Here is a 15,336-nt window from a genome sequence, read left to right as displayed (position 1 = left end):
ACGGTATAAGAAAGTGAAAACATAAAAAAAGTGATCAGAAATTCAGATCACTTTTTTTTGATTTAACAAGGGTGTTTAAATCATGCTTTTATAAAGTTTTTCCCATTGAGGGAGTAAGTTTTTTGTTTCAAATTTTTGAGCAAATTGTCTGCTTTTCTCTATTTTTTTCTGAGATTCTTCTGGGTTATTGATAATCCAGTCAATCTTTTCTCGAATTTCAGCAATATTTTCGGTATTTACCAAGTGAGAATCAGGTCCGGCTGCCTCGGGGAATACTCCTTTGTAATTAGTAATTACAGGGCATTCAGAAAATAAAGCTTCAATGATAGGAATTCCAAAACCCTCCATTAGTGAAGGATAGATAAAGACTTTTGCCATTTGATAAATTCCTGCCAAATCTTCCATATTGTTAACTTCCGGAACAAAAACTCGATGTTCCATTTGAAGTCTTTCTATTTTATATTCTATTTTTTTCCAGTAACTTGTTTTCTTCCCAATAATGACTAATGGAAGGTCAGGTCTTTTGGCTATGGTATCTAATACTATCGAAATATTTTTACGTTCTTCAATAGTTCCTACGCAGAGAATAAAGTCTTTGGGTAGTTGATATTTTTCACGAATTTTTTCTTTAGTCTCACTATTTCTTTTTTCCAAGAAAGTAGGGTGACAGCTTTGATAGATTACGTCAATTTTGTTTTCATCTGCATCAAAGAAAGAAATTAAATCTTGTTTTGTAGTTTCGCTTATCGCAACAATTCTGTCTGCATTTTTACAGGCATGTGCCGTTTTACGTAGATAAATATTTCTATCTACTGATTGATACCACTCTGGATGATGAATAAAAATAGTATCGTGAATACTCACGACTGTTTTGGTTTTTTTTACTTTGCCAGTAGGAATTTCATTACTGAGTCCATGGAAAATGTCGGCACCCAAAGAATTAGCTTCTTTAAGGATTCTTGATCGTCTCCAATAAGACGGGAAATTTTTGGCGAGTCCTTTAGGTAAAATTTCTTTTACATTATTTTGGTTAAAGCTATATTGATGACTTTTTTTAGTATTAAATGCAAATAAGTTCCAAGATGGATTGCTTGTTGCAAGCATTTTGATTAAGTCTCTAGAGTAGTTTCCTAGTCCACTTGTGTTATGATAAGCTCTTTTAGCATCAAAGGCAATTTTCATCTAAAGTTAAATTTGTATTCTTTGTTCAAGTTGATTTCTGAATACAAAAATATAAAAAAGGGAGGCATAGCCTCCCTTTTTCTCGTTAAATTCCTATGAATTTTCTTTTTTTGTGAAAATATACCCTTTATGGTGATAATTTACGATAGAGTAATAAGTGAATACAGTAAATCGTATTATTTTTTATTCTTCATATCTTGTTGTTGTTTAAGCATGTCTTCCATTCTTCTTTGGAATCGGTTTCCACCACCACCTTCACCATTTGATCTTTTGGCTTTGTTGGCTTCTATTTTAGCAAGAATTTTTGCATCATTGGTGTTTTTTCTTATCCACCATTGTTGTCCAAAGGTCATTAAGTTGGCAATAAGGTAGTAGTAAGAAAGTCCAGAAGCATAAGAGTTCATTACCCCCAAGAAAATGATCGGCATAAAGTACATCATATTCTTCATCATCTTAGCTTGCTCATTATCTCCCATAGATGAAGTTTGCTGGTTGTAAATCATCTGTAAGAAAGAAGAACCTGCCATCAAAAGAGCAAACAAACTGATATGTGCCCCATAAAATGGAATTTCAAAAGGTAAATTAGCAATAACATCATAAGTAGATAAATCATCTGCCCAAAGGAAACTTTCGTGTCTAAGTTCTATAGATGCAGGGAAGAATCTAAATAAGGCAAAAAGAATAGGCATTTGAACCAAAAGAGGTAAACAACCACTCAAAGGACTCACCCCAGCTTTGCCGTAGAGTGCCATTTGTTCCTGCTGTTGTTTCATTTGGTCATCTGGATACTGTTCTTTTATTTTATCTAGTTGAGGTTTTAAAACCCTCATGGCTGCTGCCGAAGTGTATGATTTTTTGGTGAATGGGAATAAAGCCAATTTGATCACCAATGCCATAATAAAAATAATGATTCCATATCCCAGATTCCAACCTTCTAATAAGTGGAAAAGCTCAATAACCACGAAGCGGTTAATCCATCCGAAAATTCCCCAACCGAGATCTACAAGGTAATGAAAGTCTTTTTTGTAATCATTTAAAGTCTTGTAGTGGTTAGGTACAAAGTATAAATTGAAATCATAATTCAATTCCCTTTTGATCGGTAGAGCATAAGCTAAAGACATTTTTCTAACATAGTTAGTTTCTTCATCTTCATATCTTACAGTAGCAAGTTGTGCGTTTTTGATACTAGAATTAGGCTCAAATATGGTTGCAAAGAACTGATCCTTAAAAGCAATCCAATCTACACTTTCTATGGTTTCTTCATCAGAAGAAGACATTGATAACTCATCTACTCCCTCTCCAGTTTCGTTATAGTAAACAGAACTATAATTTCTTTCGTTAGAAACAGATTTCTCTTGTCTAGGTGCATCTATTTGAAAATTCAGCTTAGCTTGAGAATCCATCGTTAATTGATTTTCTAAACCAGTTGAGCTAATTTGGAAAGCCAATCGATAGTCATCTTTTTTCAAAGAATATTTGAAATAAACCGTAGCTCCTGTTGCATCTTTATAACTTAATGCAAGGATTTGGGCATCATCTGTTTTTTGCTCCTGAGCTTGGAAATACATATCTTGAGTATGTACTTTCTTTCCTTGCTGTGCATAAACTAAATCAAAAGCAGATTTATCTTTATGGATGAGGTTTACAGGCTTTTCTTCCCAAGTAGTATATTCTTTTAGGTATGCAGAAACCACACGTCCCCCTTTGGAATCGATCTCTATCTTTACTTTTTCGTTCTCTAAAGTATAGATAGTGCTTTCTTGAGCAACAGTTTGCCCATTAGAATCTACAAGGGCAAATGGAGTACTAGAAACAGATTCTTCTGCTTTATTTTCTACCGTTTTACTTGTATTGGCTTCTTGTGTTTGTTCTGTTTTGTCTTTAGGATTTTCTTTTTCTTGATCATCCGAAAATGCATATTGCATCCATATAAGAATCACTCCAATGAGGACCATTCCTACAATTGATGATTTGTCAAATCCTTTGTTTTGATTGTTTAGCATAGTCTAGTTTTTGTATTCGATAGCTGCTTTTACAAATTCGATAAATAATGGATGTGGCTTTTCCACTGTACTTTTATATTCTGGGTGAAACTGTACTCCCACAAACCACGGATGATCTGGGATTTCTACAATTTCTACCAAGTCTGTACTCGGATTTAATCCTGTTGGATTCATTCCTTTAGCAATAAACTCTTCACGGTATTGGTTATTGAACTCAAAACGGTGTCGGTGTCTTTCTGTGATATCCGTTTCTTGGTAAGCCAAGTGAGCCTTTGAACCAGGCTCTATTTTACAAGCACAAGCACCGAGTCTCATCGTTCCTCCCATATTTGAGATATTCTTTTGCTCTTCCATAATGCTGATCACAGGTTGTGGAGTATCTGGATTGATTTCAAGACTATGAGCTTCATTATACCCAAGGACATTTCTGGCAAATTCAATAACCGCCATTTGCATTCCAAGGCAAATTCCGAAATAAGGAATTTTATTTTCACGAGCATATTGTACCGCTACTAATTTTCCATCAATTCCTCTTTCTCCAAATCCTGGAGCCACCATAATTCCGTGTGTTCCTTGGAGCTGTTCTATGGTGTTATCAGCTGTTAAAGATTCAGAATGCAACCAGTTAATTTTCACTTTTACCTGATTATGTGTTCCTGCGTGGATAAATGCTTCCGAAATGGACTTATAGGCATCTTGAAGTTCTGTATATTTTCCTACGATAGTAATATTTACTTCATCATTCGGATTTCTTAATTTGGTTAAGAAATCATTCCATTTAGTAAGGTCAACAGGTTTTCCTTTCGGTAAATTTAGTTTATCTAAAACTACCTCGTCTAAGCGTTCTGCACGCATAAGATTAGGGACATCATAAATCGTATCGGCATCCAAGGACTCAATTACTTGTTCTGTTTTTACATTACAGAAAAGTGCCAATTTTCTTTTGATATCATCAGTAAGTTCATGCTCTGTTCTACACACCAATACATCGGGTTGAACCCCACTTTGTTGAAGCATCTTAACAGAGTGCTGAGTGGGTTTTGTTTTCAATTCCCCAGCTGCATTTAGGTATGGAATCAAGGTAAGATGTACCACAATACAATCTCCTTCTTTTTCCCAAAGCATCTGACGCATACTTTCTATATATGGTAGCGATTCTATATCTCCAACAGTTCCTCCAATTTCTGTGATAACAATATCATAGTCACCACTTTCTCCAAGAATTTGGATAAAGTTTTTGATTTCATTGGTAATATGAGGGATAATTTGAACCGTTTTTCCCAAGAAGTCCCCACGTCTTTCCTTTTCAATAACTGTAGAATATATTCTACCTGTGGTTACATTATTAGACTGAGAAGTTGGCGTATTTAAAAAACGCTCGTAATGTCCTAAATCTAAATCCGTCTCTGCACCATCATGGGTTACATAACATTCTCCGTGTTCATAAGGATTAAGTGTTCCTGGGTCCACATTGAGGTAAGGGTCAAGTTTTTGAATCGTAACCGAGTACCCTCTACTTTGCAGAAGTTTTGCCAAAGAAGCAGCGATAATCCCTTTTCCAAGTGATGAAGTTACCCCTCCCGTGACAAAAATATATTTAGACTGAGCCATCTTTTTCTTTTTTAAAGTCACGCAAAATTATGACAAAAAAATGTGCTATCAGAATTCTCATCTTAGATTTTTATAGAGAATAGAATTTTTATCCTTCTGTCAGTTCAAGTGAATTTTCTACAGAACAACGAAAGAAAATTTTTATTGAGAATCGAATATTGGTTTAATTACAAATTAAAATGGGTAAAATCCCCCCTTTGAAGTAAAGCCAAACTTTGAACATCAAACGGTAGAGTATTTACTATGGTAATACCGATTACTTTTGGACACTTCCCCAACTGATTTTTCACTTTGCCAAACCCATTAGGATTTATGTGGTTCTTTGTGATAAACAAATCTTTAATAGTCATCTTTACAGTTATTATTTAGGGTTTCTAAAACCTGTAATTCGTAAATCTCATCAAAAAATGATATATAAACATCAATATTTTTATAGCCATCTTTTATGAGTGAGTAAGATTTATTTAAAGATTCACACATCTTGCCTTTCTTATTAATTTCTTCAAATAAGAGGGCCTTATAGAAATATGTTTCGGAAGATTTGGGCCAAATTATTAAAGAACTATTATAAAATTTTAATGCCTCATCATAACGCATTAATGAATGAAGTGTTCTTGCTTTTTGAAAATACATTTGGTGAGTGATCCATTCTTCCGTATATTGAGATAACAAGCTTGAAATTGCATCATCAAAGTTGATTAATGCCAATTCATGTTGATTTAAGTTTTTGTAACAAAGACCAATAGCGTAAGAAACATGATCGTCTCCTACAAATGCGACATTATCTTTGTGATATTCTTTATATTTTTTTAAATGGAATAAGGCACGTTTATAATCTTTGAAATAATACAAAAGTACCCACCCAAAATATCCATCAACTTCTGGGTCAATTTGAGCTGCTTTGTTCAGATGTTTAAAAGCTTGTTGATAATTTCCATTTTTTAAATCTTGAATTGAAGCGTAACGATAAATTTCACCATATTTCAACCTTTTATCTCCGTCTATACTATTTAGGCCTTTTCTAATAAAATAGTCACCTTTTTGTTCTAACCCATGCCATTTAAGTTTATTACCTATTAATAATTCAAAATGGAAAAAGGGTTTTGGGTAGGTAAGGTATAATATTGTAAGTATTATTATGAAAGATATAATAATACCCATTAATAATTTAAGTATCCTTTTTATAATTTTCATTTTGGCAATATATTAATTAGTTGTCCATCCTTTATTTTAAATGTTAAAAACATAAAGGAATTAACATTGTTTCCTTTCTCATTCACTCCTGGATTCCAATCATCCAATGTCTTTGTGATTGTTAAAATTTGGTCTATAATATCTGGGTTTAAGTCTATGGGTAGGTAATCAAAGTTTAATGTTTTATATCGAAAATTTCCAGTTCTTCCATGGCAATTAATGTCAAAAAAAACGGTAATTATCCCAGAGCGATTGGTGCCATTTTTAACAGGAATATATTGTTTATCGAAAATTTTGGAAATCGCAAATAGTTCACCTTCATAAGAAAGTTCGGTGTAATAATAAGGATATTTTATACCAAGACCACACAAGGAATATCTATCATTTGAACAGCTGTAAAGTAAAATGAATAAAATATTGGTAAAAATTATTCTCTTCATAGAAAATTTCATATAATCTGATTGCACAACGGGTTAATTGGATGTTGGATATAAAGTAAACTTTAGAAGTTCATTGTTTATTCGTAAGTCAATTTAAAAATTCCATTTCGGATGAATATCGTATCATTTTTGTCAATTCTATTAATCATTTTAGCCTCAAATCTTCCAAATAAGATGGGTGCTCCATCTAAATTGAAAAAAATAAACTGGAATAGTAAAATTTTTATGTTAAAAGTTTAATTATTAGGTTAATGATTGATTTTATTCGTTATGGATAGCTATAGCTTATTTATGTTTTTTTAATCTGAGTAGCTTTGTTTCTTTTACCATCCACCATCACCACAGAATTTTAGTCTTGTATCAGCTGGAGTGTCATTTTTAATCAGTAAGATATATCTACCTGCAAATTTTTTAAATCGTCCTGTCGGAATAATTTCATATTTAGAATTTGTTTTTGCCCTTTTGTGAAAGCGTTTAAATAATTCATTAGCCCTTTTCTTAGGCACAGAAAAAGTGAAGTTATTTGCTTTAGTAAATTCGGGCAGCACCTTGCTATCGCCTATAAATGAGTTTTTATATTCTGAATGACAAAGGATAACTTTACGGTAAAAATTTGAAGACTGAGTATTGTTTAATATCCTAGAAAATGAACTCGTCGTGTTAAGTGTATGATATTTAACGAACTTACCATAAAAATTCCCGTCTTGAGTCATTCCAGTTTTCATTGTGAAATGAACATTCTCGTACCATTTCATATTTGTCAAATCCAACCTTCTATCTTCATCTTTGGTTGTGATATCGGAGAACATAATATAGTTCAATTCTAAAAAATCGTTATGATTTATTTTTTTTGCAGTAAAGCCCTATTTGTACTGAAATAGTTCTTGAAATCTTTCTTGATTCTATAACAATTCTCACTCTTTGCTATTGAATTATTTAATGTTTTAAAATTATTCAAACTCATTTTATTATAATACCCAGAAATAATGGGTTCTATCCTATTTAAGTAACTTCTAAATTCGGGAATTGAGTCAATATTTCTTTTTAATAAGTCTCTTATGGCGTAATTCCAATCAGAATGAAAACTGTAATGATCAATTCCATAAAATTTAAACTTCTTCATTTTATAGACTTGTCTTGCTTTTTTAAGAAAAAAAACAAAATTCTCATAGGTTTTAGAGAGAACAAGTTGACATAAAAAATTTTCATCGCCTGTTTCTAAATATCGATTAATGATATAAGCTGTAACATGCCCAGATTCGATAAACACATTCCTTACATTTCTGTCTAAAACATAAAATTCCAAAAGTTGAATATCAATATCCCTACCTGATTTTTGAAAGTGATATTCATCTGATAAATAAAAGACATCTTTTTCTAATGAAACTTTATGTATCAATGCAATTGAGTCTTGCCCATTAGTTGCAAAAATCTTAACAAACAACACTACTAGTACATAGTATCTCATACTCAATATATTTAATTCCCCTTATAAATTAATGTAGGGGTGAATGTTTCATAATTTTGAAAGATTTACATTGTTCCAGTACAAGCACCTTTTGGTGCTCTAATTACACCTGCTCTGTTACAATAACCTTTTCTATGAGCTCTACGGCATGAGTTTTTTCTACTACATCCGATTGACAAATACGCTCCTCCTTTTACATTTTCCATTTCGCTATTGCTCAATGTATGCATTTTGTTTGTTTCAAAGTTCAGTTTTGATTTTGATTATTTGTTCATAATAATGATTTACAATATTTCCCTACTATCGTATAAAGATCCAACGACAAATTTTCCTTTTTCAATCCGCTAAAATTGATTGACAGAAATTTACAAACGACAAATAAATATTTACATTGTCTAAATTGAAAAAAAGAAAAAGGAATAACCAAATTTTTGTGTTAAAAGTTTTGATTTTTAGATGAATGGTTAATTTTGTTAGCTGAATAAATAACTATAATTTATTTATGTTTTTTTAATCGAATAGTTTGTTTCATTCTACCATCCACCATCACCACAGAATTTTAGTCTTGAATCAGCTGGGGTGTCATATCGTATTAACAAAATACCTGCATGCTTAAATCTTTTGTATCTCCCAATTGGGATAAACTCGTACTTCGAGTTTGTCTTAGCTTTTTTATGAAATCTCCGAAATTTTCTCTCTATTTTGTATTTCTTGTATTGGTGGGTAAAGTTGTTGGTAGTTTTATAATCAGACGGCTCATTATACATCCTTTGATAAGAATTTACATAATCCGAGTGGCACAAAAAAACATTATTCTTAAAAAACGACGAATCTAGATCATTTAATATTCTTGAAAAACTTCCCTGATAATTCATTGTATGTGCTTGACCTACTTGCGCGAAACAATTATCATTGTTTTGTATTAAATTCTCCATTGCATAATGAACATTATCTAGCCATTGATTATTTGTTTCTAAAGTCCTTTCCTCTTCAAGGCTTCTTGCCACCTCTGAAAACAATATATACTCAATGGTTTTGAAGTCTTGTTCATTCATTTTATTTTTTAAGTATTTCTTCTTTTGGTTAAAAAAAACATTAAATCTTTCGTGTAAACTATAACATTTGTTTGGACTAACAATACTATCTTCTAAAGTTTTGAAATTGTTTAAGTTAAGTGATTCATAGTACACTATCATCGGTTTGATTTCTTTGGTGAAATATGTGAATTCTGGAAGGGAATCCACATATTTATTCAGGATATGATCTATGGTATAATTCCAGTCCGAATGAAAGGAATAAACATCTAATCCATAAAATTTAAACTTTTTTTGTAGGTTTAGTTTTCTTGCCTCTTTGACAAAGTGTACAAAATTCTCACCCACTTTGGCATGTAGTAACCTACACAACCATTTGTTTTCACCAGATTCCAGATATTGGTTCATAAGATAAGCGGTACTATGCCCCATCTCAATAAACACATTTTTTACGTTCCTATGAAGTACATAAAACTTCAGAAGTTCGCTATCAATTAGCCTTGCTGAGTTTTGAAAATGGTGCTCATCGTGCAAATAGAACCCATTTTTCAGCAGAGGGATTTTGTTTAAGAAGGTGATACTGTCTTGCCCAAAAGTCAATTGAAATACAAAAAGAAATATTGTCCAAAATTTCATTTTAATTTTTTTTAATTAATTTTTAGCGAAAGCCTATCCTTATTTCGTCATCTACCATTTGTGGTATTAATTTACCCACTGTACAATGTCGATACGTTGTTAATATCAGTTACGAATGAAGTGAAATAAGTGAGTCACATTAGCAAATAATCGGTATTATGCATTATGTTTTTTTCAAAATTTAGTTTTGATTTTTTGTATAAAACAAATATTTTCAATTACCCTCCTCTATAATTAAAGGACTGTTAATTACAACGACAAATGAATAATTTTGTTGTCTAAGCTAAAAAATGCAATAGCCTAATTTTTCGTTGTACCCTCCAAACACGACATAAAGCCATATCATTAAACCTTTAAACGTCAAACGATAGTGTATTTACTATGGTAATACCAGTTACTTGCTAAAATTACTCACTTATAGCACTGTGTTCATAATTGAGCTTTAACAATGTGTAGGTATTATACCTATGGATAAATTAACTTAGAAATGGTATAAGATGTCAAAAATGATTACTTTTGTGGAATTGCTCCAAAGCGGAGTTTTTGAATCATAACAAAAGTACATTGCGATATGAAATGAGCTAAGGAATACTTTGGGTCTAAAACCCAAGAAAAACTTAGTGAATTCCATCTGACAATAACTAACAAAAACATTAGCAGATGAAAATATTAGTATGTATCAGTCATGTTCCTGATACGACATCAAAAATTAATTTCACAGGTGATAACCAATCACTTGATGCCAATGGGTTGACTTATGTAATCAATCCTTATGATGAGTTTTCACTAACAAGAGCTTTAATGCTCAAAGAAGAGAAAGGAGGAAGCGTAACCGTACTTCATGTAGGAGATGCTACCACAGAACCTACTTTGAGAAAAGCTTTAGCAATAGGTGCCGATAGCGCCGTAAGAATAAATGCAGAAGCTAAAGACGGAGCTTCAGTTGCCAAATCAATTTCAGACTATCTTTCTGGTGAGTCTTATGATATTGTGTTTATGGGAAGAGAATCTATTGATTACAATGGAGGAATTGTTCCAGGAATGGTAGCAGCGATGTCAAATATGCCATTTGTAAATGCTTGTGTAGGTCTTTCTGTAGATGGAGACTCGGCAGAATTGTTGAGAGAAATAGACGGAGGAAAAGAAACTGTAAAAGCTAAATTACCAGTGGTATTGGGAGGTCAAAAAGGACTTGTAGAAGAAAAGGACTTGAGAATTCCTTCAATGAGAGGAATCATGATGGCTAGAAAAAAGCAGTTGGCAGTAATAGAAGGAAACAATGAAACCAAAGTAGCAATCAATAAGTTTGAAAAGCCAGCAGGAAAAGCAGCTTGTAAAATGATTGATGCTAATGATATGGATACACTTGTAGAATTACTCCATTCTGAAGCAAAAGTTCTTTAATCAACCCTTTATAAAAGTAAAAATATGTCTGTATTAGTATATGTAGAAAACTGGGAAGGAAACTTTAAAAAATCTTCCTTTGAATCAGTAAGCTATGCTTCTCAAATTGCCCAAAATAAAGGTGTAGATTGTATAGCAGTCGTTTTCGACACAAAAGAAGCCGTAGAAGTATTAGGAAAATATGGAGCCAACAAAGTGGTTCATATCAAAGGAGGGTTCGAGACTTTCGAGAACGGATCTTTTGCAAAGGCTATAGAAAATATTGCCAATACAAATACTTCGGATATCGTAGTGATTTCTGGAACCAATAACGGAAAAATGCTCGCTCCAACTATTGCAGTTGGTTTAGAAGCAAGTATTATTACCAATGCAATTGAAGTTCCTTCAAGCGTATCTCCATTGACCGTGCAAAGAAAAGCTTTTTCAAATAAAGCTCTTGTAGAATACACTTCAGAGACAGCTAAAACGGTTCTTACACTAGCTCCAAACAATGTAGGAATCACAGAAAATACCGTTGATACTTCAGTAGAAGAAATGAGCCTTTCGGCAGAAGGAAAAATGATGGAAATTGTGTCTGTAGATAAAGCTACAGGATCAATTCCATTGCCAGAAGCAGAGCTTGTAGTATCTGGAGGAAGAGGATTAAAAGGAGCCGAAAATTGGCACTTAATTGAAGAATTGGCACAAGAACTTGGAGCAGGAACCGCTTGTTCTAAGCCCGTGGCAGACCTTGGTTGGAGACCTCACCATGAGCACGTAGGACAAACAGGATTGGCAATCAACCCTGAGTTGTATATCGCTGCAGGAATTTCTGGAGCGATTCAACACCTTGCTGGAGTTTCTTCTTCAAAAAATATTGTGGTAATCAACACCGATGCCGAAGCACCTTTCTTTAAAGCTGCAGATTACGGAATCGTAGGAGATGCTTTCGAAGTTCTTCCAAAGCTAACAGAAGCCATAAAGAAATTTAAGGCAAAAGCTTAGTTTTTTGAAAATAAAAGAAAATTCCTGCTGTTTTCTCGGCAGGAATTTTTATTTTTATTAGAATGAAAAAAATTCCTTTAAATATAAGTGCTATTCAGTATAGCCAATCACAAAACGGAGCTTTTGCCTTAATCCTAAAAGAAGTAGATGGCGAAAGAAACCTCCCAATAGTGGTAGGTCCTTTTGAAGCACAATCCATTTCCATAGCCATGGAAAAAGAAATCATGTTACCAAGACCTTTAACACATGATTTGATGGCAAACCTATTGGAAATGTACAAAATAGAGGTAGAGGAAGCCATTATCTTTGCTTATCAGGATAATCTGTTCTATTCCAAGCTTATTTTAGTAAAAGACGGAGAAAAACAGGAATTAGAGTGTAGAACTTCCGATGCCGTTGCTATTGCCATTCGTGTGAACGCACCCATTTATACTTTTGATGAAATTCTCAACCAAACCACCATTTTCTTAGATGAAGAGGAAGAAGAGGAGGAAGAAGAAATTATCGAAATTCATATAGAAGGACTTTTTGATGAAGCTCCAGAACAAGAGGTAAATATGGAGAATATGGAGCAGGAATTATTGGAAATTGCACTCCAAAAAGCCATAGAAGATGAGGATTTTGAAACGGCAGCGAAACTCCGTGACCTCATCAATAAAAGAAACAACTAAATCCACCCAATGAAAAATTTTGACTTAAAAAAAGTCTCCCTTTTATTACTTTTTCTAAGCTTTTTTACTCTTTCTTTTTCAGCAACTGCTCAAATAGAAGGTCGATGGAGATTTGAATCGATCAAAAACCAAGAAGGAAAATCACTGTCTAATGTGAGTTTAAAAGATTCTTTGGTTTTTAAAAACAATTTTTTTGAATATGCTTTGGCGTCCAAAGATCTACATGCCAAGGGCGATTATCATATCGATGGAAACAGATTGATTTTCCACTATTCGCAACCCAATGATACCACAAGAATCTATCAGTATTCTATAAAAAATAAAATGTTGAATCTTCAAGAAGGAAATACCACTTTTAGATTTGCATCTATCAAGACTCCTATTTCTATTTTGGAAGAAAATCGAGGGATTTTTTCAAAAATTGGAAAAGGAATTTTGGGAATCTTAATGATCGTTTTCTTTGCTTTTTTACTCAGTAGAGACCGTAAAAGTATTGATTGGGCATTAGTAGGAAAAGGAATTGTTTTACAAATAATAATAGCCTTTTTGGTCTTAAAAGTTGGCTTTGTAGCCCATGTTTTTGATACAGTGAGTAAGTTTTTTGTTGAGGTTATTAATTTTACCAATGCTGGAGTAGGCTTCTTGTTTAACTCATGGGTAGATGGACAACTAGATAACGGACTGGTGAATTTTGCAGTAAAAGTACTTCCAACAATCATATTCTTCTCTGCCCTTACCTCCTTACTTTATTATATGGGAATACTCCAAAAAATAGTTTATCTCCTTGCTTGGGCAATGAAAAAAACACTCGGTCTCTCGGGTGCAGAAAGCCTCTCGGCAGCAGGAAATATCTTTTTGGGTCAAACAGAATCACCATTTTTAGTAAAACCCTTTATTGCAGGGATGACAAAATCTGAAATTATGAGCCTCATGACTGGAGGAATGGCAACCTTAGCAGGAGGAGTTTTGGCAGCCTATATCGGGTTTTTAGGAGGAACAGACCTTGAAATGCAAGTGTTTTTTGCAAAACACCTTTTGGCAGCCTCAGTAATGTCTGCTCCAGCAGCCATTGTTGCCGCAAAAATTATAGTTCCAGAAACAGAAGAATTTGACAAGGAACTTAAAGTTTCTCAAGAAAAAATAGGAAGTAATGCCTTAGAAGCCATTAGTAATGGTACTACCGACGGAGTAAAACTTGCAGTAAATGTAGGAGCGATGTTGCTTGTTTTTACCGCTCTTATAGCCATGGGGAATTATTTACTAGGAGATATTATAGGAGCAAAAACAGGGCTAAACGAAGTTATTGCCACCAATACTCAATATAACGTTTTTAGTTTTCAATTTTTGGTAGGATATATCGGAGCACCCATTGCTTGGATGGTAGGAGTACCTTCTGAAGATATCGTTATGGTAGGACAGCTTTTGGGAGAAAAAACCATTCTAAACGAATTTTATGCCTACAAAACACTGGGAGAAATGAAAGATGCAGGAGTTTTTACTTATGAAAGATCCATCATTATTGCTACTTATATTCTCTGTGGATTTTCAAATATTGCCTCTATCGGAATCCAAATAGGAGGAATCAGTGTATTGGCACCAAATCAAAAAACAACTTTATCCAAATTGGGAGTTTATGCCTTAATAGGTGGTACTTTTGCCTGTTTATTCACGGCGGCCATTATTGGAATGATCATATAAAAAAATAGATTATGAAGAATATAACAACCCTAACAGATTTTATTCTTAGCAGACAAAAAGAACATCAAAATGCTTCGGGTTCTTTTTCTAGAATTATGAATGATATTGCACTTGCAGGAAAAATCATTCATCGTGAAATAAATATGGCAGGGCTTACAGAGCTTCTTGGAGCAGTAGGAAACACCAATGTGCAAGGAGAAGAACAGCAAAAACTAGATGTTTATGCAGATAATCAATTTATTCGTTCAATGCACTTGGGAGGTCAAATAGCCGCAGTAGCGAGCGAAGAACAAGATGATATTATCGCTTTTGAAGATCGAAAAGATGCCAAATATATCATTGCTTTCGATCCTTTAGATGGTTCTTCTAACATTGATGTAAATATTCCAGTGGGAACTATTTTTTCTATCTATAAACGAACAAGAACAGGACTTGCAACCACAGAAGAATTTTTAAGACCAGGGAAAGAACAAGTTTGTGCAGGTTATGTGATTTACGGTTCTTCTACCATGATGGTTTATACCACAGGGCATGGAGTAAACGGATTTACTTTAGATTCTACCATTGGAGTTTTTGTTCTTTCTCACCCAGATATAAAAATAGCGAAAGAAGGAGGAATTTACTCAATCAACGAAGGGAATTTCCATTTGTATGATAAAGGGTATCTTAATTATATTAACTATTGTAAGGAACTACAAGAAGATGGAAAAAGATCTCATACAGGACGATTTATAGGTTCTTTAGTAGCAGACTTTCATAGAAATATGCTCAAAGGAGGAATCTTTATCTACCCAGGAACAAAAACATCGCCAAAAGGAAAACTAAGACTTATATATGAATGTAATCCTATTGCGATGATTGCAGAACAAGCAGGAGGGAAGTCTTCAGATGGAGAACAATCTGTAATGGATATTCAACCCACAGAACTTCACCAGAGAATACCTTTCATTGTAGGTTCAGCCAATAAAGTAGATAAACTTTTAACTTTTTTATAGGATCTCTTAATTTAGG

Annotated in this window: 14 protein-coding genes; 5 read left to right on the top strand and 9 right to left on the bottom strand. The window is 33.4% G+C overall.

The genetic code is table 11. From position 1 onward, the window contains the following. Window positions 1-75 precede the first annotated feature (75 nt). The 9 genes from N4A45_09855 to N4A45_09815 form a co-directional block, all read right to left on the bottom strand. Window positions 76-1,182: a glycosyltransferase family 4 protein gene (locus N4A45_09855; GenBank protein ID MCT4665524.1), complete on the bottom strand. Its 1,107-nt coding sequence runs from the start codon at window positions 1,180-1,182 to the stop codon at window positions 76-78. Between the two features lie 176 nt (window positions 1,183-1,358). After that, window positions 1,359-3,185 carry a membrane protein insertase YidC gene (gene yidC / locus N4A45_09850; GenBank protein ID MCT4665523.1) on the bottom strand — a complete coding sequence of 609 codons (1,827 nt, stop codon included), beginning with the start codon at window positions 3,183-3,185 and terminating at the stop codon, window positions 1,359-1,361. A 3-nt stretch (window positions 3,186-3,188) separates the two neighbouring features. Next, window positions 3,189-4,796, bottom strand: coding sequence for a CTP synthase (locus N4A45_09845; protein ID MCT4665522.1), 1,608 nt, complete (start codon window positions 4,794-4,796; stop codon window positions 3,189-3,191). Window positions 4,797-5,135: 339 nt separating this feature from the next. Then, window positions 5,136-5,990, bottom strand: coding sequence for a tetratricopeptide repeat protein (locus tag N4A45_09840; protein ID MCT4665521.1), 855 nt, complete (start codon window positions 5,988-5,990; stop codon window positions 5,136-5,138). After that, window positions 5,987-6,430, bottom strand: a complete 444-nt coding sequence (locus N4A45_09835; GenBank protein ID MCT4665520.1) for a hypothetical protein — start codon at window positions 6,428-6,430, stop codon at window positions 5,987-5,989. Before N4A45_09835 ends, N4A45_09840 begins: the two co-directional genes overlap by 4 nt. Window positions 6,431-6,753: 323 nt before the next feature. After that, on the bottom strand, window positions 6,754-7,185 hold the full coding sequence (locus N4A45_09830; protein MCT4665519.1) for a hypothetical protein: 432 nt from the start codon (window positions 7,183-7,185) through the stop codon (window positions 6,754-6,756). A gap of 86 nt (window positions 7,186-7,271) precedes the next feature. Continuing rightward, window positions 7,272-7,898, bottom strand: a complete 627-nt coding sequence (locus N4A45_09825) for a hypothetical protein (GenBank protein ID MCT4665518.1) — start codon at window positions 7,896-7,898, stop codon at window positions 7,272-7,274. 65 nt (window positions 7,899-7,963) lie between these two features. Further along, window positions 7,964-8,128, bottom strand: coding sequence for a hypothetical protein (locus tag N4A45_09820; GenBank protein ID MCT4665517.1), 165 nt, complete (start codon window positions 8,126-8,128; stop codon window positions 7,964-7,966). 303 nt (window positions 8,129-8,431) lie between these two features. After that, on the bottom strand, window positions 8,432-9,568 hold the full coding sequence (locus tag N4A45_09815) for a hypothetical protein (protein MCT4665516.1): 1,137 nt from the start codon (window positions 9,566-9,568) through the stop codon (window positions 8,432-8,434). A 660-nt stretch (window positions 9,569-10,228) separates the two neighbouring features. Between N4A45_09815 and N4A45_09810 the strand changes: the two genes are divergently transcribed. From N4A45_09810 to fbp, 5 genes are all read left to right on the top strand, one after another. Then, a complete protein-coding gene (locus N4A45_09810) occupies window positions 10,229-10,972 on the top strand; it encodes an electron transfer flavoprotein subunit beta/FixA family protein (GenBank protein ID MCT4665515.1) in 744 nt (247 codons plus the stop codon). A 24-nt stretch (window positions 10,973-10,996) separates the two neighbouring features. After that, a complete protein-coding gene (locus N4A45_09805; protein MCT4665514.1) occupies window positions 10,997-11,956 on the top strand; it encodes an electron transfer flavoprotein subunit alpha/FixB family protein in 960 nt (319 codons plus the stop codon). Window positions 11,957-12,018: 62 nt separating this feature from the next. After that, complete coding sequence (locus N4A45_09800; GenBank protein ID MCT4665513.1) at window positions 12,019-12,627, top strand: bifunctional nuclease family protein; 609 nt, start codon at window positions 12,019-12,021, stop codon at window positions 12,625-12,627. A 9-nt stretch (window positions 12,628-12,636) separates the two neighbouring features. After that, window positions 12,637-14,325: a Na+ dependent nucleoside transporter gene (locus N4A45_09795; protein ID MCT4665512.1), complete on the top strand. Its 1,689-nt coding sequence runs from the start codon at window positions 12,637-12,639 to the stop codon at window positions 14,323-14,325. Window positions 14,326-14,336: 11 nt separating this feature from the next. After that, window positions 14,337-15,320 carry a class 1 fructose-bisphosphatase gene (gene fbp / locus N4A45_09790; GenBank protein ID MCT4665511.1) on the top strand — a complete coding sequence of 328 codons (984 nt, stop codon included), beginning with the start codon at window positions 14,337-14,339 and terminating at the stop codon, window positions 15,318-15,320. Window positions 15,321-15,336 lie beyond the last annotated feature (16 nt).

Source organism: Flavobacteriales bacterium, assembly GCA_025210805.1.
Classification (GTDB): domain Bacteria; phylum Bacteroidota; class Bacteroidia; order Flavobacteriales; family CAJXXR01; genus JAOAQX01.
The sequence above is the reverse complement of the archived record's forward strand: the minus strand, read 5'-3'. Positions and strand labels throughout refer to the sequence as shown.

Bases quoted from the DNA above. Each gene is read 5' to 3' on its own strand.
- N4A45_09855 (MCT4665524.1), bottom strand. From the start codon at position 1,182: ATGAAAATTGCCTTTGATGCTAAAAGAGCTTATCATAACACAAGTGGA.
- yidC (MCT4665523.1), bottom strand. From the start codon at position 3,185: ATGCTAAACAATCAAAACAAAGGATTTGACAAATCATCAATTGTAGGA.
- N4A45_09845 (MCT4665522.1), bottom strand. From the start codon at position 4,796: ATGGCTCAGTCTAAATATATTTTTGTCACGGGAGGGGTAACTTCATCA.
- N4A45_09840 (MCT4665521.1), bottom strand. From the start codon at position 5,990: ATGAAAATTATAAAAAGGATACTTAAATTATTAATGGGTATTATTATA.
- N4A45_09835 (MCT4665520.1), bottom strand. From the start codon at position 6,430: ATGAAGAGAATAATTTTTACCAATATTTTATTCATTTTACTTTACAGC.
- N4A45_09830 (MCT4665519.1), bottom strand. From the start codon at position 7,185: ATGAAATGGTACGAGAATGTTCATTTCACAATGAAAACTGGAATGACT.
- N4A45_09825 (MCT4665518.1), bottom strand. From the start codon at position 7,898: ATGAGATACTATGTACTAGTAGTGTTGTTTGTTAAGATTTTTGCAACT.
- N4A45_09820 (MCT4665517.1), bottom strand. From the start codon at position 8,128: ATGCATACATTGAGCAATAGCGAAATGGAAAATGTAAAAGGAGGAGCG.
- N4A45_09815 (MCT4665516.1), bottom strand. From the start codon at position 9,568: ATGAAATTTTGGACAATATTTCTTTTTGTATTTCAATTGACTTTTGGG.
- N4A45_09810 (MCT4665515.1), top strand. From the start codon at position 10,229: ATGAAAATATTAGTATGTATCAGTCATGTTCCTGATACGACATCAAAA.
- N4A45_09805 (MCT4665514.1), top strand. From the start codon at position 10,997: ATGTCTGTATTAGTATATGTAGAAAACTGGGAAGGAAACTTTAAAAAA.
- N4A45_09800 (MCT4665513.1), top strand. From the start codon at position 12,019: ATGAAAAAAATTCCTTTAAATATAAGTGCTATTCAGTATAGCCAATCA.
- N4A45_09795 (MCT4665512.1), top strand. From the start codon at position 12,637: ATGAAAAATTTTGACTTAAAAAAAGTCTCCCTTTTATTACTTTTTCTA.
- fbp (MCT4665511.1), top strand. From the start codon at position 14,337: ATGAAGAATATAACAACCCTAACAGATTTTATTCTTAGCAGACAAAAA.